Source organism: Spongiivirga sp. MCCC 1A20706 (genome assembly GCF_046524175.1).
In the GTDB taxonomy this organism is placed as follows: Bacteria; Bacteroidota; Bacteroidia; order Flavobacteriales; family Flavobacteriaceae; genus Spongiivirga.
This window is the reverse complement of the sequence record NZ_JBEFZF010000001.1, coordinates 737,756-760,395: the sequence shown is the minus strand read 5'-3', so window position 1 is coordinate 760,395 and position 22,640 is coordinate 737,756. Positions and strand designations below refer to the sequence as shown.

The 22,640-nt window shown below is 35.8% G+C and carries 20 protein-coding genes; 18 read left to right on the top strand and 2 right to left on the bottom strand.

Annotated features, from left to right (window positions below; all coding sequences use genetic code 11):
* The first annotated feature begins 1 nt into the window (after position 1).
* From ilvN to ABN763_RS03535, 4 genes are all read left to right on the top strand, one after another.
* Entirely contained in the window at positions 2–535 is a 534-nt protein-coding gene (gene ilvN / locus ABN763_RS03550) for an acetolactate synthase small subunit (protein ID WP_410484040.1), read from the top strand.
* Between the two features lie 36 nt (positions 536–571).
* A complete protein-coding gene (ilvC, locus tag ABN763_RS03545) occupies positions 572–2,047 on the top strand; it encodes a ketol-acid reductoisomerase (protein ID WP_410484039.1) in 1,476 nt (491 codons plus the stop codon).
* Positions 2,048–2,098: 51 nt separating this feature from the next.
* The gene (ilvA, locus tag ABN763_RS03540; protein WP_410484038.1) at positions 2,099–3,364 is read left to right on the top strand and encodes a threonine ammonia-lyase IlvA; all 1,266 of its coding nucleotides are present in this window, start codon (positions 2,099–2,101) and stop codon (positions 3,362–3,364) included.
* Positions 3,365–3,428: 64 nt separating this feature from the next.
* Positions 3,429–5,030 carry an NADP-dependent glyceraldehyde-3-phosphate dehydrogenase gene (locus tag ABN763_RS03535; protein ID WP_410484037.1) on the top strand — a complete coding sequence of 534 codons (1,602 nt, stop codon included), beginning with the start codon at positions 3,429–3,431 and terminating at the stop codon, positions 5,028–5,030.
* Positions 5,031–5,121: 91 nt separating this feature from the next.
* Here the strand turns inward: ABN763_RS03535 and ABN763_RS03530 are convergent, their stop codons facing one another.
* Positions 5,122–6,234, bottom strand: coding sequence for an ARPP-1 family domain-containing protein (locus tag ABN763_RS03530; protein WP_410484036.1), 1,113 nt, complete (start codon positions 6,232–6,234; stop codon positions 5,122–5,124).
* 454 nt (positions 6,235–6,688) lie between these two features.
* Between ABN763_RS03530 and ABN763_RS03525 the strand changes: the two genes are divergently transcribed.
* From ABN763_RS03525 to ABN763_RS03460, 14 genes are all read left to right on the top strand, one after another.
* The gene (locus tag ABN763_RS03525; protein ID WP_410484035.1) at positions 6,689–7,339 is read left to right on the top strand and encodes a GNAT family N-acetyltransferase; all 651 of its coding nucleotides are present in this window, start codon (positions 6,689–6,691) and stop codon (positions 7,337–7,339) included.
* On the top strand, positions 7,321–8,508 hold the full coding sequence (argG, locus tag ABN763_RS03520; RefSeq protein ID WP_410484034.1) for an argininosuccinate synthase: 1,188 nt from the start codon (positions 7,321–7,323) through the stop codon (positions 8,506–8,508). Before ABN763_RS03525 ends, argG begins: the two co-directional genes overlap by 19 nt.
* Positions 8,505–9,482 (top strand): N-acetyl-gamma-glutamyl-phosphate reductase, encoded by a 978-nt coding sequence (gene argC, locus ABN763_RS03515; RefSeq protein WP_410484033.1) that lies wholly within the window; start codon positions 8,505–8,507, stop codon positions 9,480–9,482. Before argG ends, argC begins: the two co-directional genes overlap by 4 nt.
* A gap of 82 nt (positions 9,483–9,564) precedes the next feature.
* Positions 9,565–10,359: a pyrroline-5-carboxylate reductase gene (proC, locus tag ABN763_RS03510; protein WP_410484032.1), complete on the top strand. Its 795-nt coding sequence runs from the start codon at positions 9,565–9,567 to the stop codon at positions 10,357–10,359.
* A 57-nt stretch (positions 10,360–10,416) separates the two neighbouring features.
* A complete protein-coding gene (locus ABN763_RS03505; protein WP_410484031.1) occupies positions 10,417–11,550 on the top strand; it encodes an aspartate aminotransferase family protein in 1,134 nt (377 codons plus the stop codon).
* 2 nt (positions 11,551–11,552) lie between these two features.
* Positions 11,553–12,506, top strand: a complete 954-nt coding sequence (locus ABN763_RS03500; protein WP_410484030.1) for an N-acetylornithine carbamoyltransferase — start codon at positions 11,553–11,555, stop codon at positions 12,504–12,506.
* Positions 12,503–13,294: an acetylglutamate kinase gene (gene argB, locus ABN763_RS03495; RefSeq protein ID WP_410484029.1), complete on the top strand. Its 792-nt coding sequence runs from the start codon at positions 12,503–12,505 to the stop codon at positions 13,292–13,294. Before ABN763_RS03500 ends, argB begins: the two co-directional genes overlap by 4 nt.
* Positions 13,284–14,348: a M20 family metallo-hydrolase gene (locus ABN763_RS03490; protein WP_410484028.1), complete on the top strand. Its 1,065-nt coding sequence runs from the start codon at positions 13,284–13,286 to the stop codon at positions 14,346–14,348. The genes argB and ABN763_RS03490 overlap by 11 nt, the downstream gene beginning before the upstream one ends.
* A gap of 76 nt (positions 14,349–14,424) precedes the next feature.
* A complete protein-coding gene (argH, locus tag ABN763_RS03485; protein ID WP_410484027.1) occupies positions 14,425–15,702 on the top strand; it encodes an argininosuccinate lyase in 1,278 nt (425 codons plus the stop codon).
* Positions 15,703–15,921: 219 nt separating this feature from the next.
* Positions 15,922–16,848, top strand: a complete 927-nt coding sequence (locus ABN763_RS03480; protein WP_410484026.1) for a gliding motility-associated C-terminal domain-containing protein — start codon at positions 15,922–15,924, stop codon at positions 16,846–16,848.
* A gap of 165 nt (positions 16,849–17,013) precedes the next feature.
* Entirely contained in the window at positions 17,014–18,375 is a 1,362-nt protein-coding gene (locus ABN763_RS03475) for a hypothetical protein (protein ID WP_410484025.1), read from the top strand.
* Between the two features lie 95 nt (positions 18,376–18,470).
* Complete coding sequence (locus ABN763_RS03470) at positions 18,471–19,478, top strand: sensor histidine kinase (RefSeq protein WP_410484024.1); 1,008 nt, start codon at positions 18,471–18,473, stop codon at positions 19,476–19,478.
* Positions 19,471–20,502, top strand: a complete 1,032-nt coding sequence (locus ABN763_RS03465) for a histidine kinase (RefSeq protein WP_410484023.1) — start codon at positions 19,471–19,473, stop codon at positions 20,500–20,502. The genes ABN763_RS03470 and ABN763_RS03465 overlap by 8 nt, the downstream gene beginning before the upstream one ends.
* Entirely contained in the window at positions 20,499–21,260 is a 762-nt protein-coding gene (locus tag ABN763_RS03460; protein WP_410484022.1) for a LytR/AlgR family response regulator transcription factor, read from the top strand. The genes ABN763_RS03465 and ABN763_RS03460 overlap by 4 nt, the downstream gene beginning before the upstream one ends.
* Positions 21,261–21,507: 247 nt before the next feature.
* Here the strand turns inward: ABN763_RS03460 and leuB are convergent, their stop codons facing one another.
* Entirely contained in the window at positions 21,508–22,623 is a 1,116-nt protein-coding gene (gene leuB, locus ABN763_RS03455; protein WP_410484021.1) for a 3-isopropylmalate dehydrogenase, read from the bottom strand.
* Positions 22,624–22,640: the final 17 nt, after the last annotated feature.

Here is a 22,640-nt window from a genome sequence, read left to right as displayed (position 1 = left end):
CATGAGCGAAGAAAAGAAAACATTTACCATATCGGTGTATACAGAGAATATGGTCGGCCTTTTAAATAGGGTTTCAGGTATATTTTTAAAAAGACACATTAATATCGAGAGTTTAAACACTTCTCAATCAGAAATAGAAGGTGTAAATCGCTTTGTTATTGTTGTTAAAACTTCTGAACAATGGGTAAAGCGCATCGTCGGGCAACTGGAAAAACAGATTGATGTTATTCGCGCTTACTACCATACAGATGAAGAAACCATCTATCAAGAATCTGCTTTGTATAAAGTAAAATCAGATTCCCTTTTTGAACAGCGTCAGGTACAGAATATTATTAAAGATAGTCACGCAAAAATTGTAACCGTATCGCGTGAGTTTTTTGTGATTGAAAAAACGGGGTTTCGTCATGAAACTGAGCGTTTGTATAATGATTTAGTGCCCTATGGTTTGATGCAATTTGTACGATCAGGACGCATATCGGTTACTAAAGAAGAAATGCAAATTTCATCGTTACTTAAAGAATTTCAACCAGTTTAAATTATAAACCAATACTTAAAAATTAAATAAAACAAAATGGCTAATTATTTTAACTCACTTTCATTACGCGAACAGCTTACACAGTTGGGCAAGTGCAGATTTATGGAGCAATCGGAGTTTTCTGAGGGAGTTTCGTCATTAAAAGATAAAAAAATCGTAATCGTTGGTTGCGGTGCCCAAGGCTTAAACCAAGGATTGAACATGCGTGATAGTGGTCTTGATATTTCATATGCACTACGCGAAGGTGCGATTAAGGAAAAGAGAGCGTCTTTTATCAATGCAACTGACAATGGATTTAAGGTGGGAACTTATGAAGATTTAATCCCAACTGCGGATATAGTGATCAATCTTACACCTGATAAGCAACATACTAATGTGGTAAGTGCAGTGATGCCCTTGATGAAAAAGGGAGCAACCTTATCGTATTCGCATGGTTTTAATATCGTAGAAGAAGGAATGCAAATCCGTGAAGATCTTACGGTGATCATGGTGGCACCAAAATGCCCAGGATCAGAAGTTCGGGAAGAGTACAAAAGAGGCTTTGGTGTTCCTACTTTGATAGCAGTACATCCTGATAATAACCCGCAAGGCCATGGGTTGGAACAAGCAAAGGCCTATGCTGTGGCTACTGGTGGTGACCGAGCAGGGGTTTTAGAATCTTCATTTGTGGCTGAGGTAAAATCTGATTTAATGGGAGAGCAAACCATTCTTTGCGGAGTGCTGCAAACAGGATCGATTTTGTGTTTTGACAAAATGGTTGAGCAAGGTATTGAACCTAGCTATGCTTCAAAATTGATTCAATATGGGTGGGAAACTATTACCGAAGCCCTAAAGCATGGCGGAATTACCAATATGATGGACCGCCTTTCCAATCCGGCAAAAATTAAGGCTTTTGAGCTATCAGAAGAGTTAAAAGATATCATGCGAGATCTATTTCAAAAACATATGGATGATATTATGACCGGACATTTTTCAAAAACAATGATGGAAGATTGGGCTAATGATGATAAAAACCTTCTAGGTTGGAGAGCTGCTACCGGAGAAACTGCGTTTGAAAAAACTGCCGTTACGGATGCAGCGATTTCAGAACAAGAATATTTTGATCATGGAGTACTAATGGTAGCATTTGTGCGTGCTGGTGTCGAGTTGGCTTTTGAAACAATGACGGAAGCAGGAATCATTGAAGAATCTGCGTACTACGAATCATTGCATGAAACTCCGCTAATTGCTAATACCATTGCACGTAAAAAGCTTTATGAAATGAACCGCGTGATTTCCGACACTGCTGAATACGGTTGTTATTTATTCGATCATGCCGCGAAACCTTTGTTAAGGGATTTTATGGAGAAAATTGATGTGAATGTAATTGGGAAGGATTTTGTAAATGGTCAAGGTACTGGTGTCGACAACAAACGCTTGATCGAGGTTAATGATATTATACGTAATCACCCAGTAGAAATTGTAGGGGAAGAATTACGAGAAGCGATGACTGACATGAAAAAAATAGTTTAACAAGAAAATAACTCTAGTGCCCATTCTTTGATAGCTTGTGGGTAATGGCCTATGCCTGAAACAAAAAAAACATATATACCATTAATCTGGGATGTTCGCGAAGCCGCTTTGAATTTAAAGGGAGTAGCTGAAAAAACTCCTTTAACTTCAAGCATTACCTATGGCCGTGCTTTTGACGCGAATGTGCTCTTAAAACGTGAAGACCTTCAACCGGTACGGTCATACAAAATAAGAGGTGCGTTTAATAAAATAAGCACCCTTTCAGACGAAGAAAAAGCAGCAGGTGTAGTCTGTGCAAGCGCGGGTAATCATGCACAAGGCGTTGCCATGTCTTGCGAAAGACTAGGAATAAATGGTACAATTTTCATGCCCGCACCTACACCAAAACAGAAAATAGATCAGACCAAAATGTTTGGTGGTACACATGTACAAATTGTTTTAGAAGGTGATACTTATGATGATTCCTATAATGCGGCGATGAAATTTTGTAATGAAAATGGTAGCTCATTCGTACATCCGTTTGATGATAAAAAAGTAATAGAAGGACAGGCAACCGTTGGTCTTGAAATTCTTGAGCAAGCACCAAAGCAAATTGATTATCTGTTTGTGGCCGTAGGGGGTGGTGGTCTTGCATCCGGTTTATGTAGTGTGTTTAAAACACTATCTCCAAATACAAAAATCATTGGTATTGAACCAGAAGGAGCACCATCTATGAAAACATCGATCGAAAACGGAGTGAACACTAAGATTTTCGACATTGAAAAGTTTGTAGACGGCGCTGCTGTGCAACAAGTAGGAGATCTTACTTTTAATATCTGTAAAGAATTTCTTCATCAAATGACCACGATACCTGAAGGTAAGGTATGCCAAACGATCTTGGATTTATATAACAGAGATGCTATAGTGGTAGAACCGGCTGGAGCATTAACACTAGCCGCTTTAGATTATTATAAAGATGAAATTAGGGGAAAGCAGGTAGTCTGTATTGTAAGTGGAAGTAATAATGACATTACGCGTACCGCTGAAATAAGCGAACGGGCACTGCTATACGCGAATCTTAAACACTACTTTATCATTCGTTTTCCGCAAAGAGCGGGAGCACTTAAAGAATTTGTTGCCGAAATTTTGGGTCCGGATGATGATATCACCTATTTTGAATACACCAAAAAATCAAATCGAGAAAATGGCTCGGCAGTGGTTGGAATAGAATTGAAGCGAAAGTCGGATTTCGAACCCTTAGTCGCACGCATGAAAGCTAAAAACTTTTATGGCGACTACATCAATAACAAACCTGATCTTTTTCAGTTCCTAGTTTAAAAAAACAAGTAGAAACTACATATATGGCCCCAAGTGTAGTCGAGGGGTTTTTTAATCTTAAAATATGAATCCAACCAAAAACAATATACCCAAACGATTTCAATTAAATAAGTTGCTTAACCAAGATACCTATTTGGTTAATAATGAATTGATCAAATGGTCGGGAGCAACTTCTGAGGTGTATTCACCAATTTTAACTGAGAATGATGCAGGCAAATTTGAAAAAACCTTGTTAGGAACCATACCAACCTTGGGTGAGAAAGAGGCAATTGATGCGTTGGATGCTGCTTCTAAGGCGTATGATAAAGGGCAGGGTGTATGGCCTACAATGAAAGTAGCCGATCGCATTAAGTGTATGGAGATTTTTGTAGAAAAAATGAAGGCACAGCGGGAGGAAGTGGTAAAATATCTTATTTGGGAAATATGTAAAACAGTTGCCGATGCTGAAAAAGAATTCGATCGCACGGTTGATTATATAAATGATACCATTGAAGATTACAAACAAATGGATCGTGATAGCGCACGTTTTGAAAAGGAAAGTGGTATTCATGCACATATTCGCCGCGGTCCGCTTGGTGTAGTATTATGTTTGGGTCCATACAATTACCCACTTAATGAGACTTTTTGTTTGTTAATTCCAGCATTAATAATGGGAAATACTACCGTGTTCAAACCTGCTAAACATGGTGTACTATTAATATCCCCTTTGCTAAAGGCATTTAAAGAGAGTTTTCCTCCTGGAGTGGTTAATGTCTTGTATGGTCGGGGCAGGGCAGTGGCTTCACCGATCATGAAAGATGGCCGTGTTGATGTATTGGCACTTATAGGACACAGCTCATCAGCAAATGCGTTACAAAACCTTCACCCAAAAGCAAACAGATTACGCTTAGTACTAGGTTTAGAGGCTAAGAATCCGGCTATTGTGTTACCCGATGCTGATCTTGACTTGGCGGTTAGTGAATGTACTGCAGGAACATTGTCGTACAATGGGCAGCGTTGTACAGCGTTGAAAATTGTGTATGTACATGAAAATATTGCTGCTGAATTCAACAAGCGCTACACGGAGGCGGTCGATTCCATGAAATATGGAAACCCCTGGGAAGAAGGTGTGAAATTGACTCCGCTTCCTGAGCCTGGTAAAGTCGACTACATTCAAGACTTAATTCAAGATGCAAAAGATAAAGGAGCAGCGGTAATTAACCAACGTGGAGCGGAGGTGATTGACAATTTTATTTTTCCGGCGGTATTGTTCCCAGTAAATAAAGATATGAAGGTATATGAAGAAGAGCAATTTGGCCCCGTAGTGCCCATTAGAACTTTTTCAAATATCGATGAACCGCTAGATGATATTGCAGAATCAAATTATGGTCAACAAGTAAGTTTATTTGGTAAGGAAATAAAAACACTTGCCCCATTAATTGACACTTTGGTTAATTTAGTTTGTAGAGTGAACTTAAATAGCTCATGTCAACGAGGGCCTGATGTGTATCCTTTTACCGGCCGAAAAGATTCTGCTGTAAGTACGTTGAGTGTGCATGATGCACTGCGTTCTTTTTCAATTAGAACCTTTGTTGCAAGTAAGGATAATGAGTATAATAATGCCATTTTAAATGAGTTACTTGACTCTGGCGCTAGCAATTTTGTAAGTACTGATTATATACTTTAATAAGGGTTAAAGGCTTATAGGTAAAAGGTGAAGGAAAATAAGGTTATCTCCCTTTACCTTTTGCCTTTAAACTATTATCTTTTGCCTAGTTTTACCTTCTTCTTTGAGTTGAAAGTACCGTAGTTGATTTTTTGTTTTCCTTCTCTTTCTTTAAATAGTTTTTATGAATCCATTTTTTCTGATCCTTATCAATTGATGAAAAAGTCAAATAACCTTCTTTGGTTTCTCGAATATTTAATTCAGTCGTTTCATTAATTTTCTTTGTTTTATTAGAGTCTTCTATCATTTTTGATTGTTCAATGAAGTGCTTGACATCAACAATTTTTGCTTTTGTAGGGATACTGTCATTCGATTCGACAATCGCTTCAGTAACAATTGATTCTGTGATTTTTGGTGTTAGATCCTTGAATAATTTCTTGCTATTATAGATATCAACTCCATATACTTTTCCGTTAATGGCATACGCATATCCAATTACATTATCTTTATTTTTTAGGCCTTTTATAACGGATTCTTGAAGTTCCTTTTTCACTTTTTTAAGTTCGTTGCTTTCTAATGTTAATTGTAAACTGGAGGCGGATTCATTTTCGGTAACATCGACCTTATTGCCTGTTCGTGATGATAAATTATTATTTAGCTTGGATTGTTCTTCACTAACCTTTTCCCAAACTTTTTGTTGGTTGCTATCATACCTCGCGGCTAGTTTTAGTTTTTTTGAAGAGAGCATTTTTGAGTTTTCTTCAAATTTGTCAGATCGTTCACCTTTTCTAGGGCTCCATCTACCTTGCTCAACGCAAAAACTGGCCAAAGGCACGTTTTTGGCGTTTGGTTTAATAATAACATCGTTAGCAACTGTACGGTCCTGTTTTCCACCTTTTACAATATCACCAGAGTGAATAAAAATGGTATCTTCACTATTGTTGTCTATTCGTAATTCGTTTACATTGCTCGTCTCTCTTACTTCAACTTTCTTTTCTTTTAAAGCGATATCTAGTGTAATGTATTCTTTTTTAATCTCATCTTTACCAGTAATTGCAAATACTTGCAGGTTTTCTTTAGATGTAATTTGGCTTAACACATAAGGCCCCATGGCTAATTCTTTTACATCAGCTTCGTTAGGAATTTGGGTGGTCTGTTCTTTGTTTTTCTTACACGATATAATAACCAATAAGGTAATAACGATTAGTATTGAATAATTTTTCATGATTATTTTATTTTGAGTAAACCTAATCAGGAAAGGATTATGTTGCTACAGAGAATGAGTGAACTCACTTTTTCAAAAAGTGAGTGATCATATTTAACAAGACACTAACAAAAGACTGATTTAGGGAATCAATAATTTACAGATTAATCACTTTTTAAGTGATTTTGTGAGTATTTCATAAAAAAACAAGAAATATTAATATTGATGATCGCTGAGTCAGATTTATTTTATAGGTTTGACTTGTATAATAAAGAACGGTGAACCTTTTAATAACAACATATTACATTTTCTTCGGTGACTTATCAGTTGCCTTAGTACCTGTTCGTCCCGTTCGCCGTCCCCGTCCGCGCCTTTGCGCGTAACATTCCTTTTTGAAGAGGGTGCGTCCTTCTTCCCCGTGAGTTTCCAGAACCCTTTTTAATTCAACGTTTTACTAAAACATCGTTTACACGCTATGAAGCGCGTTCAAATTGTTGTTGCATCTAAAGATCATCTTGATTTCGCTGAAGAAATTTGTCAAGTAATGGCCAATTCTGCTAAAGTGAGAGGTACTGGTATTGCCAAAAGATCACCAGACTATATTCATACAAAAATGAATAATGGTAACGCTGTAATTGCGATTTCTGATGAAGGAAAGTTTGCCGGTTTTTGTTATATCGAAGTATGGGGTCACCAGAAATATGTTGCTAATTCTGGTCTAATAGTCCATCCTGATTTTAGAAATATGGGATTAGCCAGAAAGATAAAAGCAGCTATTTTCAAACTATCAAAAAAGAAATTCCCTGAATCAAAAATATTTGGTATTACCACTGGTTTAGCTGTTATGAAGATTAATTCTGATCTAGGCTACAAACCAGTTACTTTTTCAGAATTAACTGATGATAAAAAGTTTTGGCAAGGCTGTCAAACCTGTTCCAATTATGATATCTTAAAATCGAAGCAGCATAAAATGTGCTTATGCACGGGAATGTTGTACGATCCTAAGAATGGCAAAAACGGGAAAAGAAAATGGTTCAACACCAAATTATTGAAAAGATTAAAGCAAATAAAACAATCTATTCTACTAAAGAATAACAATCAAAAACAATGGACAAAGTTGTTGTAGCATATAGCGGAGGCCTAGACACTTCCTACTGCGTGAAGTATTTAATTCATGAAAAGAACCTTGAGGTACATACCATATTGGTTAATACCGGTGGTTTTAAGGAAAAAGAGCTGGAAGAGGTAAAAGAACGCGCATTCGAATTGGGGAGTGCGCACCACGAAAACAAAAACATACTGAAAGAATTTTACCAAAAGGCAGTAAAATATCTCATTTTTGGTAATGTATTAAAGAATAATACCTACCCCTTATCTGTAAGTGCTGAGCGTATTTTTCAAGCTATTGCAGTGGTAGATTATGCGAATGAAATAGGCGCAAAATACATTGCGCATGGTAGTACGGGTGCCGGCAATGATCAAATACGATTTGATCTTATTTTTCAAACAATGGCACCACATATTGAGATTATCACACCAATTCGAGATTTACAATTAAGTAGGCAAGAAGAAGTTAATTTTTTAAAATCTCATGGGGTAGCTTATAGTTGGGAAAAAGCTCAGTATTCAATAAATAAAGGATTATGGGGTACTAGCGTTGGTGGTAATGAGACATTGTCTTCGGAGAAGCCTTTACCTGATTCCGCCTATCCAAGTCAGCTACAAAAAACAGATTCACGAACAATCACACTTCATTTTGAAAAAGGAGAACCTGTGGCGATAGACGGTTTAAAGGCCGATCCGGTAACAATAATTCAGAAACTGGAGGAGATCGCAAATAAGTATGCAATTGGTAGAGATATTCATGTCGGAGACACTATTATCGGAATTAAAGGTCGGGTAGGGTTTGAAGCAGCAGCGGCATTGTTGATTATTAAAGCACATCATTTACTGGAAAAACATGTGCTCAGTAAGTGGCAACAATACTGGAAAGACCAACTTGCCAATTGGTACGGTATGCTATTACATGAGGCCAATTATTTAGATCCTGTAATGCGAAATATAGAAGCGTTTTTGGACGATTCTCAAAAACAAGTAACGGGTAAGGTTTTCATTACCTTAAAACCATACCATTTTACTTTAGATGGCATTGAATCGGATTACGATTTGATGAAAAGTAATTTTGGTCAGTACGGGGAAATGAATAAAGCCTGGACCGCGGACGACGCGAAAGGATTCATTAAACTATACGGTAATGCAAGCAAAATTTATCATAACCTAAATAAAGAAGCATGATAAAAGCAGGAATTATAGGAGGATCGGGTTATACTGCAGGCGAATTAATACGCATTTTGGTTTTCCATCCAGATGTGGAAATCGATTTTGTGTTCAGTACTACCAAAGGAAATAACTTGTTAAGTGAGGTGCACGCCGATTTAATTGGCGATACGGATATAAAATTTACAAATACCGTGAATCCGGATGTTGACGTATTGTTTTTGTGTTTGGGCCATGGTAATTCAAAAGCTTTCCTGCGAGAATATACGTTTTCTACAAATACTAAAATTATTGATTTAAGTAATGATTTTAGATTAAAAAAAGATGCTGTTTTTCAAGGAAAAGAATTTGTATATGGTCTACCTGAATTGAATAAAATTGAGGTCGAAAAAGCTAATTATATTGCAAATCCGGGTTGCTTTGCTACCGCAATTCAGTTGGCAATACTACCGTTGGCCGGCAAGAATTTATTGCAGAAAGATGTTCATATTAATGCAACAACTGGAAGTACAGGCGCCGGTGTAAAGCCAGGAGGCACTACACATTTTAGTTGGCGAGATAACAATTTTTCGAGCTATAAAGTTTTTAATCATCAACATTTGGATGAAATAAGTGAATCTGTCAATCAGTTACAAAGTGAATTTAAAAATGAGCTATTATTTATTCCAAATCGGGGGAATTTTAGTAAGGGAATTTATGCTACTGCTTATACGGAAATAATGGCCTCAGAAGAGGAAATAAAATCACTGTTTAATGATTTTTACAAAGAATCACCTTTTACAATAATATCAGATTCATCTATTAGTCTAAAACAGGTATTAAATACGAATAAATGTATTCTACATATTAAAAAACATGGTAGTAAAATATTAATCACATCAATAATCGATAATCTAATTAAAGGTGCCAGTGGACAAGCAATTCAAAACATGAACCTAATGTTCGGTTTTGCAGAAACAACTGGACTCAATTTAAAAGGATCAGCATTTTAAAAATCAAAGTAAGTTCCTCCCCGAGGAGTCCCGATAGCTATCGGGATGAGGGAGGTGTATTACCTTCCTAAATAATAATCAAATGGAAAACATAACAATCATAGGCGGTGGAAATCTGGGAAAGTCAATCGCCATAGGACTTGTAAAAAGCAACCTTTACAGTGCAAATGAGATAATGGTCACTGGTCGATCTCTTAATCGATTAGCACTTATCAAAGAATCATTAGCAGTGGCAGTATCAACAGAAAATGCTGTCGCTATCCAAGATTCTAAATACGTTATTCTGTGTGTTCAGCCTAAGCAACTACCTAGTCTTTTAGCGGAAATACAACCAGCATTAAAACCGGAACAAGTATTGATTTCGACAATAACCGGCGTTTCCATTGCGGATATCGAGGCAATGGTGGAGGGTAATAAGGTTTTAAGAGCAATGCCAAATACAGCAGCGTCTAAATTGCAATCTATCACCTGTATTGCCTGTAATGAAAATGCGAAATCTGAACTAGATCAGGTGCAAATGATTTTCAGAACAATTGGTAAAACACTTGTTATTGGTGAATCACTAATGCAATCTGCCACGGTATTAGGTGCTAGCGGAATTGCGTTTTTCTTACGTTATATCCGTGCAGTAACCCAAGGTGGTATCCAAATGGGTTTTCATCCGGGTGAAGCGCAACTAATCGCGGTACAAACTGCAATTGGAGCGGCCACTTTAGTTGCGGAGAACAACACCCATCCAGAGCGGGAGATTGATAAGGTAACCACACCAATGGGCTGTACAATTGCTGGACTCAATGAAATGGAGCATCAAGGACTAAGTTCAGCCGTAATTAAAGGTTTGATGGCATCTTATGAAAAGATCAACCACATAAAATAAGTTTGGGATTCAGAGTTATAACATTAAAATCTAAAGTCGCATATCTTAAAAAGAAAAATGAAACTATTTGACGTATATCCATTGTATAATGTAGAGCCAACAAGGGCTGAAGGTTGTTATGTATATGACAAAGAAGGGGAAAAATACCTTGATCTTTATGGCGGACATGCTGTAATTTCAATTGGGCATTCGCATCCTCATTATGTGAGGTCTTTAAAAGACCAGCTTGACAAAATTGGGTTTTATAGCAATTCAATTCACAATAGTTTACAGCTTAAATTAGCTGAGAGCCTAGGCCGAATTTCAGGTTGTGATAGCTACCAACTATTCCTTTGTAATAGTGGGGCGGAAGCCAATGAGAATGCATTGAAAATGGCGAGTTTTGTTACCGGTAAGTCAAAGGTAATTGCTTTTGAAAATGGCTTTCATGGTCGGACATCGGCGGCAGTAGCTGCAACACATAACTCAAAAATTCAAGCACCCATTAACAATCAGCAGGATGTGGTATTTTTCCCACTAAATGATGTTGAAAAAGTTAGCAATGAATTAGCTAAGGATGAAACTTGTGCCGTGATAATTGAACCAATTCAAGGTGTTGGCGGATTGGACATGCCAGATGCTACTTTTATAAAGCAAGTGGAGTCTTTATGTAAAAAACATAACACCTTACTGATTTTAGATGAAGTACAATCTGGATTTGGTAGAAGTGGAAAGTTCTTTGCGCACCAATTTTGGGATATAGAACCGGACATTATTTCTATTGCAAAAGGTATGGGAAATGGTTTTCCTGTAGGAGGTATTCTTATTTCTGGCAAAATTGAGGCTTCATACGGTATGTTAGGTACTACTTTCGGGGGAAATCATCTTGCATGTGTGGCAACACAAGCCGTTCTAGATATTATTGAAAAAGAAGACTTAATCAATAATGCAAATGACATAGGAAATTACATGGTTGAAGCAGTTTCTAAAATCGATCAAGTAAAAAAAATAAAAGGAAATGGACTGATGATCGGACTCGAATTTGATTTTGAGATTGCAAATCTCCGCCGGAAATTGATTTATGACTATCAGATATTCACTGGAGGATCATCAAACAAAAAATTACTTAGAATTCTACCTCCTTTAAACATAAGCAAAAAAGAGATCGATCATTTTGTGACTGCCTTGCAGCAAGCATTAAAAACTAACTAAAAATGAAAAATTATCTAAATATTAATGATGTAAACAATTTGGATGACTTGGTAAACGAAGCCATAGCTGCTAAAAAAGCACCATTTTCAAATAAAGAGCTAGGGCAAAATAAAGTACTTGGGATGCTTTTTTTTAATCCCAGTTTGCGTACCAGATTAAGCACCCAAAAAGCAGCAATTAATTTGGGTATGGATGTGATGGTCATCAACTTTAGATCAGATAGTTGGACGTTAGAGTTTGAAGACGGGACCATCATGAATGCAGGAAAGTCAGAACATATTAAAGAGGCTGCTCAAGTAATTTCTCAGTATTGTGACATTATTGCTATTCGTGCTTTTGCCTTGCTTGATAATAAGGAACAAGATTATGCTGAACAGGTCTTAAGCGGTTTCCAAAAATACGCTTCAGTTCCTATTGTAAATATGGAAAGTGCTACAGCACATCCGCTACAGGGACTCACTGATGTTATGACCATTAAAGAGCATAACAGGAAACCTAAGCCAAAAGTGGTGTTAACGTGGGCACCTCATTTGAAGCCATTGCCGCATGCCGTTGCTAATTCGTTCATTAACTATGGTAGTACTATAGACTGTGATTTTATACTAACATGCCCCAAAGGCTATGAGTTAGATATTGCTACCAACAATAACATTACTGTTAGCCATGACCAAGAAGAAGCTTTTAAAAACGCCGATTTTGTTTATGCTAAAAGTTGGGCTTCAAACAGCGAATACGGAAGCTTAACACTACCAGAAAAGGAATGGGAGGTGACGGCAAAAAAAATGAATCTAACAAGCAATGGAAAATTTATGCACTGCCTTCCGGTTAGGCGTAATGTTGTCGTTGCTGATGAAGTGCTAGACAGTGAGCATTCAATTGTCATTGAACAAGCAAATAACAGAACCTATGCGGCTCAAGCCGTTTTGCAAAGCATACTCGAAGATATAAAAGCATGAAACCTACTTTAAAAGTTGTAAAAATAGGAGGAAACATCATTGAAAATCAAGAGGTATTACCACATTTTTTAGCTGATTTCGCAAAACTGGAAGGGCCCAAAATATTGGTGCATGGTGGCGGTAAGGCCGCGAGTAAGCTGTCAGAAAAAATGGGTATTGTTCCCAATTTGGTAAATGGTCGGCGAATTACAGATGCCGAGACCTTAGAAATAATTGTAATGACTTATGCTGGAAAGATCAACAAAAAAGTTGTGAGCCTTCTGCAAAAAAATGGCGTGAATTCAATTGGCTTAAGTGGAGCAGATGCAGGAATCATAAAGGCGGTAAAACGACAGGTTAGAAAAATTGATTACGGCTATGTGGGAGATATTAAAAAGGTAAATGCAGATATACTGCGACAATTTATTGATAATAGTCTAATTCCAGTGATTTGTCCAATTTCAATGTCTGAAGAAGGACAATTACTAAATACTAATGCAGATACGATTGCATCTGAAGTTGCAGCGGCAATGCAACAACATTATGATACCGAACTGATCTACATTTTCGAAAAAAAAGGAGTTTTAGCTTCAATTGATGATGAAAATTCTGTAATTGAACATATTAATGGTGATAGCTATTTTGAATTACTTGAAAAGGGTGTGATAGCAGATGGAATGTTGCCTAAATTAAAAAATAGCTTCGATGCTTTAAAAAAGAATGTTTCCAAAGTGCTTATAGGTAATACATCACTAGTTACAACCAAAAAGGATATACACACGACCATTACGTATGATAATGAAAAATAAAAACCTACATACAAAAGCGATAGAATTACTATTCAATTTAATTGCTACCCAATCATTTTCATCGGAAGAGGATAAAACAGCAGCACTTATTGAACAATGGTTAAAAGGGTTTGATATTTTATTTACCAGAACCAACAATAATGTCTGGGCTATCAATAAGTATTTTGATTCGTCAAAACCCACCATTCTTTTAAATTCTCACCATGACACCGTAAAGCCGAATGGTGATTATACCCGAGATCCTTTCAAGCCTGAGATTATCAATAATAAATTATATGGTTTAGGAAGTAATGATGCCGGAGGGGCTTTAACTTCTTTATTATCAACCTTTGCTCATTTTTATGAAAAAGAGGATTTAGCTTATAATATTGTGATTGCCGCAACTGCCGAAGAAGAGAGTAGTGGTCAAATGGGATTAAATAGTCTTTTGATAGACCTTCCAGAAATTGACTTTGCCATTGTAGGTGAACCGACATTAATGCAACTCGCTATTGCGGAAAAAGGGTTATTGGTTCTTGATTGCAGGTCTATTGGCACGCCTGGGCATGCCGCGCATATCAAGAATGAAAACAATGCGATTTTTAATGCAATAGAAGATCTACAGTGGTTTAATAGTTTTGAGTTTCCTAAAACTTCTGAAGTACTTGGAAAAGTGAAGATGACTATTAGTCAGATTAATGCAGGGAAACAGCATAATGTAGTACCGGAGGCCTGTGATTTTGTAGTAGATGTCCGAGTGACGGATGCCTACACTAACAAAGAAGTTCTCAAAATTATAGAGGAAAACACCAAATGCAAGGTAAAAGCTAGAAGTATGAGATTAAATTCATCCTCTATATCCATTGACCATCCAATTGTGCAATCGGGAATAGGGTTGGGCAGAACAACTTATGGTTCACCAACATTATCAGACCAAGCGGTGTTAAGTTGCCCCTCTTTAAAATTGGGCCCTGGTGATTCCACCAGATCTCATAGTGCAGATGAGTTTATTTATGTTGATGAGATCAAGCGAGGAATTGATTTATATATTAAGATTCTTGAAGGGATTTTGTAAAAGGAAATAAGAATATAAAAGAAGGATAACATATTTTAAGTTGGTAATTCAATCCCCTTCTTTAAAAAATAAGATAATGAAACTTTGGGATAAAGGAATAACAGTTGATAATAAAATAGAAGCATTTACCGTAGGTAAAGATCGAGAATTGGATAAGTTCATCGCAAAATATGATATTATCGCCAGTAAAGCACATGCTACGATGCTTCAAAAAGTAGATTTAATATCACAAACGGATCTTACCAATTTAACTGAGGGTTTAGATGAACTACTAAGACAAGTTGAATCTGGAACTTTTACCATTGAGGAACAATTTGAAGACGTACATTCTAAAATTGAGCATTTTCTGACTGAAAAGTATGGGGAGTCCGGAAAAAAAATTCATACGGCACGATCTAGGAATGATCAAGTACTAACCGCATTGCATTTATATGTTAAAGAGGAGATAGATCAAATTAAAAATCTAACCAAATCGCTTTTTGAAACATTGCTAGTCAAAGCAGAGCAACATGAAAATGACCTGTTACCAGGGTATACACACTTACAAGTTGCAATGCCTTCTTCTTTTGGTTTATGGTTTTCTGCTTATGCAGAAAGCTTTATTGATGACCTCTATTTACTGGAAGCTGCCTTTAAAATCGCCGATCAGAATCCACTAGGAAGTGCAGCCGGTTATGGCAGTTCATTTCCCATAGACCGCGAACTTACTACTACCTTATTAGGTTTTAATCATTTAAAGGTGAATGTTGTTGCGGCTCAAATGGGTAGAGGTAAGCTCGAAAAGTCATTTGCTTATGGTATTTCAAGTCTAGCAGGAACGCTTTCTAAATTTGCGATGGACATTTGCCTATACAATAGCCAAAATTTTGGTTTTATCACCCTAGATGACGCATTTACAACAGGGTCTAGTATAATGCCACATAAAAAAAACCCCGATGTTTTCGAGCTGATTCGAGCGAAGTGTAATGTACTACAAGGACTACCCAATCAACTAATACTTTTAACTACGAATTTGCCTAGTGGTTATCATCGCGATCTTCAGCTTTTAAAAGAATTGCTTGTTCCTGCAATTAACAACATGAAAGACTGCTTGGAAATAGCAGATTATGCAGTAAAAAATATTCAAGTAAACAAGGAATTGATACATGATGAAAAATACGATGATATGTACAGCGTTGAAAATGTAAACAGGCTTGTTTTGGATGGATTATCATTTAGAGAGGCTTATAAAAAGGTTGGAAATGAAGTTTTTTCAAAAAAAAATAAACCTTCAAAGCAACTCGCTCATTCTCATATAGGTAGCATAGGTAATTTATCTTTAAATCGTATAAAAGATAAACTTAACATATTGTAAATATCTGTTATTCAGTAAATTAAATTTTGTTTTTAATCGATATACTCTTCGCTTAAAACGAATAATTATTTGGCTTTTTCATAATAAATAGTATTTTGGCACTTCCAACCAGTAAGCAGAAATGATCAAAATAGAGTGAGCCCTAAAACTCTGATTCTTGGTCTCTATTGTTAAATATGCACACCTCCTACATGTGTATATGATAACTAAGGTTATAGTATGTTAAGAAAAAGAAATCGCTTTTTGGGGCATTTTTATGCAACTTCTTTGTTGTGCTTTATGTTTGCGACGGTACAGGCGCAGTTAATTGGCAAACCACAATTATTTTTCTCTGATGTTTGCCCGGTTGTGGGTAGTGAAATTGAATATGAGTTAGCCTTCGAAATAGACCCAACTCGTTTTTCGGATAATAATACGTTTTCCGTTGAATTATCAGATGCTGATGGTGTTTTTTTAGTGGACTTAGTTGAAGTATTGACTACCGTTTCTGGAAGTAATAATGAATCCATAGTATATGTGAGGTTTAAATTTGGTGAACCTCTTTATGGGGATAACTATAAAATTAGAATAGAATCATCTTCTCCGACCGCGATTAGCATTCCCTCCGAAGCTTTTTCTGGATACACCATAGCTAACGAACAGTTGATACTTAATAATGATGAAGATGTTGAGTTAAGTTCTTTTAAAACTGCTATTAGTGTTTTGGTGAACGGTGACGACAATTTTAAATACCATTGGTTTAAAGATGGTAGTTTTTATGCAGAAACCGATGGTGTTGAACTTGAGATTACTGAGCCAGGATTGTATTATGTATCTACCTTTTATGGAGACTGTACCGGCTTAGACTTTTCCAATGTAATTAATGTGACACAGGCTCAACCTAAAAGAATTCAAACAATTGTTTCCCCTAATGGTGACAGTTATAATGATTATTGGGAGTTACCCAAAGAGTATGCTAATAACAAAGACATTCGGGTTACCATACTAAATCAAAATGGAACGATTTTACTGGATACTAATTCGTATGATAATAACTGGCCTTTAAATAATGGAGGTAGTTTAAAGGGGGCTGGGAATGTGGTTTTTTATATCATTCAAGACAAAGGAAAGCTATTACATAAAGGGGCTGTTACCATAGCACAATAACATAACATAAAACATGGTTCAAAAAGCAAGCTTACATAAGTTTGCTTTTATGTTTTATGACATTTTCAGTTCACTACAAAAAACTGACGGTTCACTACATATCATTTTTAGGTGTTAATGATTAGGACTACTTTCGAGGCATCATTAATCAAAAAACGAACAATTATGAAACCACTAATCAACCTAAAATCAAGAATGTTTGCTGTACTTTTAGTGAGCTGTTTGATTTTTTCAATTCCTGTTTCTTCACAGTACTCAAAGAAGAAAACAAAGCGTTCTTATTCCATTAACAATAGTGATAACGGTAAAACGACTATTAAATATAGTAATGGTAAAAGTCGTTTCGAATTAGAGTATGAAGGAGACATTACCTTATCTGATGATGATAGTGATATTGTTGCTATCTCGGCTGGTGGGTATTTTGACCTGCGCAAATCTACATTTGGCAATCGAAGACGAATTGTGATCGAATCTGATCGAAATGGTCGTTTGGTAAAAGAGTATTATGTTGGTAGAAAGCAACAATCCTTTTCTCCTGAAGGAAAAAAATGGTTAAAGGAAGTATTGACTGAGGTCGTAAGATCAACAACTATTTCTGCTGAAAAACGGGTGAATAGATTTTATAACAAAGGCGGTATCGATGCTGTTCTTGAAGAAATAGAACAAATAGATAGTGATCATGTAAAAACCGCTTATTTTGAGCATGCTTTAGCTAAAAATCTAAACAATTCAGAGCTCATAAAGGTTATAAATACCAGCGGCAGGGAAGTAGATTCAGATCATTATCTTACTAGAATACTTGTAAGTAATCAAGAATCCTTTCTAAATAGCGAGGTTGCTACAGCGGCTTATATAAAGGCAAGCAGCAGTATAGGTTCTGATCATTATAAAACAAAAGTTCTCAAAACTGCTATAAAAAATGGAAGCATTAATAATGATCAAATAGAATCATTATTAGAGATGACTCAAGATATTGGATCCGATCATTATTTAACACAGGTATTACTTACTGTGATGAAGGAACGAGATCTTGATAGCCAAAATACGGCCAATGTTATTAGACTAACCAAGTCAATTGGATCTGATCACTATAAAACCCAAGTATTAACTAAAGCACTGGGTCAACGCAACATATCCAAAGAAGCATACGATAGTTTTCTTACTACCATATCAGATATAAGTTCTGATCACTATATGAGTACGGTTATTGGTAAATTAATGGATACCAATTTTGAAAATCAAAATTTGGACCGCTTATTAGATATAGCAAGTGATAACATCAGTTCGGATCACTATTTGTCCTCAATGCTAAAAAAACTAGTTAAGAATAATCGGTTAACCGATGAACAAATAATTAAAGTGCTAAAAGCAACTAGATCAATTGGTTCAGATCATTACGCCTCAAGTTTTTTAGTGTCATTAGCGCCAAAAGTAAACTCAGAAAGCACCCGTCAAGCATATCGGGAGGCGGCAAAAAATATTAGTTCAGATCTTTATTATGGTCGAGCTTTAAAAGCTCTGGATTAGCATCTTTATTTACTATTCAAAGTAATCAATAGTGTAAAATTATTGATTACTTTGGTAGTATGAAGGCTTCTTTTTTACTACAAAACCAAGTCGTTTTGCGTAATTCTTTTCTTATCGCATTTACAGGGAGTATACTTGGTGTGGCTGTTTTTTATTATTTAGCAATAAGTGAGGATATCACAAATTCGCTAAAAGTAGGTTATATCATTGCGGCAGTTTCTGGAATAGTTTCTGCATTTATAGTGTTTAGAACTTCGAAATTTCTTGATGCCAAAATACCATGGCACTCGAAAACCAGTGGTAGACTATTGGCGGGCATTTTTTTTAATTCTTTATTTGTTTACTTGTTTATCTGGTTAATTGTTTTTCTATATACCTCCTATTATGAACCGATTAACGATCAAGAAGCTATTTATTTTTTTAAACTGAAGCTTGTAATTTTAATTGTAATACTTGTATTTCTGTTTACAATTATTTATTTCGTTTTTTACTCGTACCACTACTATCAATATGCCCAGATTAGTGCACTCAGGCTAGAACGTAAACGGATAGATCTTCAATTAGACGCCTTAAAATCACAACTTAGTCCACATTTTCTTTTCAATAATCTAAATACCATTTCGTCTCTCTATCATAAAAGTGCTGATAAAGCAATACACTTTGTTAGACAAATGGGAAGATGTTACGAGTACACCCTTAATAGTTATGAAAAAGTTTGTGTATCCGTAAAAGAGGAATTGGTTCTGGTAAATTCTTATTACCACTTAATGCAAACCCGATTTGAAAACCAGCTTAAACTCTCGATAGATATTGATAAGACTGATGAGAATAGATTAATACCTACTTTATCAATTCAGTTGTTAGTTGAAAATGCCATCAAGCACAACCGAATTATAGACGATAGTCAATTGCATATTGAGATCTTTAGTAAAGGAGATGCTATTCAAGTCTGCAATAACGTAACCAAAAACCCCGATGCGGTAGAGTCCTTTAAAATAGGGTTAAGCAATATTGAAAAGCGATACAAATTACTAACTAAAAAAGGAATTTCTTTTGAACAAGGAGATCGCTTTTGTGTGACACTACCACTTATTGATGAATAGTTTTATACACCACCCCATTTTTAGGATACTTGCCCCGCTTTTTAGTGGTGTAATGGTGTATGTACTAATATTAATGATTAACAATGATGTTGGGCAAATTACCCAACAGTTTTTTGGCGAAGAATTATATGTATGTGTACTACTATCGTACCTGATCCAAGAGTCGACACGCTTGCTAATAAGTATTTTTAGCCGTTTTAAGAAAGTTGGGAGTAATTTTCTGAATTACTCAGTACTCGTGGCAATCACTTTGATGGTATCAGTAATCCTGGTGACTTTTGGAATGTATTTTTATTACAAATTTGTTCAAGGTTTTGAGCCAAGCTTTAAGGAGTTGACAACCTTTAATGGCATTTTCATTGTCATTTCATGTATTTATATTCTTTTATACGTAAGCCACCAATTTCTAACCAGTGTGAATACTAAAAAAGTTGAAAAAGAACTTTTCTTGAAGGAATTAATAGTGGAAGATTATCATCAGTTTAAAAAGGGTGTTAATCCTTCTTTATTATTTGAGTGCCTAGAATCATTAATTACCATTATCGAAGATGAAAGCGAGTTGACTGATGATTTTGTAAATCATATGGCAACAGTTTACCGATATATATTGTCACATGCCAAAAAGCAGTTAGTATCGATTACTATTGAACTAGAGGTGCTGCAATCTCTTGTTTCATTATTTAATTATTTACCATATAGAAACTGTGAGCTAACAATTGAAGAGTTTACTCAAGATGGGTTAGTGGTTCCAGGTTCTTTACTGTCAATGGTAGAAGAGATAATACGAAGCACTATTGCTAACAAGAAAAAAACGCTGTTTCTAAAGATAGATAAAAGAGATGAAAGAGTAGTGTTATCTTATACTCCTCATGAGCGTTTAATCAAGGTTTTTAATCATAACAAGTTGAACGACATTAGCAAGGTTTATGAATTATATACTGATGAAGAATTAAAAATGAACCGCCTTACGGATCAAATTTCTATTGAATTTCCATTGTTAACAATAAAAGAAACCGCTATATGATGCAAGTACTTTTAATCGAAGATGAACAGCTTGCAGCTGATAAAATCGAACACTATTTAAAAAAATATAATAGTGACTATCATGTAGTTGCACACTTAAAGAGTATTGAAAATGCTGTAAGTTGGCTAAAAGAACACCAGCAAAATATTGATCTGATATTTATGGACATACAACTTCAAGACGGTCTTAGTTTCGAGATATTTGGTCAAGTTGAAGTAAACAAACCAGTTATTTTCACAACTGCTTTTGATGAGTATGCAATAGATGCTTTTAAAGCTAATGGTATTGACTACATTTTAAAACCGATTACATTCACCGCTCTTTCCACTGCATTGAGGAAGTATGAAGGTTTAAGAGCACAATTCAGTAACATCTCAGTAATTGAAGAGGTAATAAAAGATATTGAAAATACGAAGTTTAAGGAGCGATTTTTAGTAAAATTAGGTAACCATATTCATTCTGTGAAAACCGACCAAATTGATCTGTTTTATGCTGAAGGGCGTACAGCTTATTTGGTTACGCACCAATCGAAACGATATATTGTAGATTACCGTTTAGAAGATTTAGGAAAGCTGTTAAATCCATCTAGCTTTTTTAGGGTTAACAGGAGCTTTATTTTGAATATTAACGGGATACGTGATGTAATGATATATAGTAATCACCGACTTAAAATAAAAACCAAAGCGACCATTGATAGCGAAATAGTAGTAAGTCGTGAAAAGGTAGCTGCTTTTAAAAAATGGTTCGAAGGTGAATAAAAAAGAGTCAGGCTCCTCAGCCTGACTCCCACCTAAAACAAACCCATAACGTAGGTTTAATGAGTAAAATAGGGATGCCTTTAAATCCTAATAGTTAGTTACTTGATGTAATTTACTCAATACATACGACAAATGGGTGTCTAGTCAAATTTATGACTAATTGACTAATAGCTAAACGGGGGAGTATTTCTTATTTTAAATATACGTTTTTTTTCTAAATACCTGATATAAAACTGAATAAGTTATACTAGATAATAGTAGATTGACCGAGATTTAGATTATCTAAATTAATTTTGAAGTCTTCATTATTCAGTATTAATTCCGCTATAAAGTCGCCCACTCTGGTGGTAGTAAAACTATTATCCTTATTAAGATCTGGGGTACTAACTTTAAGTTCTAAAGATTTCTCTACTGCTTGACGTACTAAATTTGCTTCATCTACCATTTCAAACTGTTCTAATAGCATCGCAGCTGATAAGATTGATGCAATGGGGTTAGCAATATTTTGCCCTTTAGCCTGAGGATATGAGCCATGAATCGGTTCAAATAAAGCACTGTCGTCACCTATCGAGGCTGATGCTAAAAGCCCAATCGAACCACCAATTACGCTTCCTTCATCGCTGATGATATCACCAAACATATTTTCGGTTAAAATAACATCAAACTGTTTTGGGTTTAAGATCATTTGCATTGCTGCATTATCCACAAAAAGAAAATCTAATGTAACATCAGGATACTCTTTTGAAACTTCACTCACAACACGGCGCCATAATCTAGATGATTCTAGTACATTGGCTTTATCTACTAAAGTGAGTTTTTTTCTTCTTTTAAGTGCGGCCTTGAATGCCTGATGAGCAATTCGCTCAATTTCATAATCTGAATATTCACAAAGGTCAGACGCTGTTTTCCCATCTTCACTTAACTCCTTTTTGCCAAAATAAATTCCGCCTGTGAGCTCTCTATATATAGTGAAATCTACACCCTTAATAAACTCTGTTTTTAAAGGTGATTTTTCTAATAAGGTTTCATAAGCCTTTACAGGTCGTATGTTGGTGTAAAGCCCCAAAGTCTTTCTAAGGGCTAACAAACCTTGTTCAGGTCTTACCTTTGCATCTGGGTTATTATCATATTTAGGATCACCAATCGAACCAAACAGAATTGCATCTGCTGCCTCACATATTTCAATAGTCTCTTGGGGTAATGGATTTCCTGTTTCGTCAATAGCAATAGCACCAACGAGCGCTTCCTTATATATAAATTCATGGTCAAAAGCATCTGCAATTGCATTTAATGCTTTAATAGCCTGGTTAGTCACTTCAGGACCTATGCCATCTCCTGGTAGTACAGCAATCTTTAATTTCATAACAATATCGCCCAATG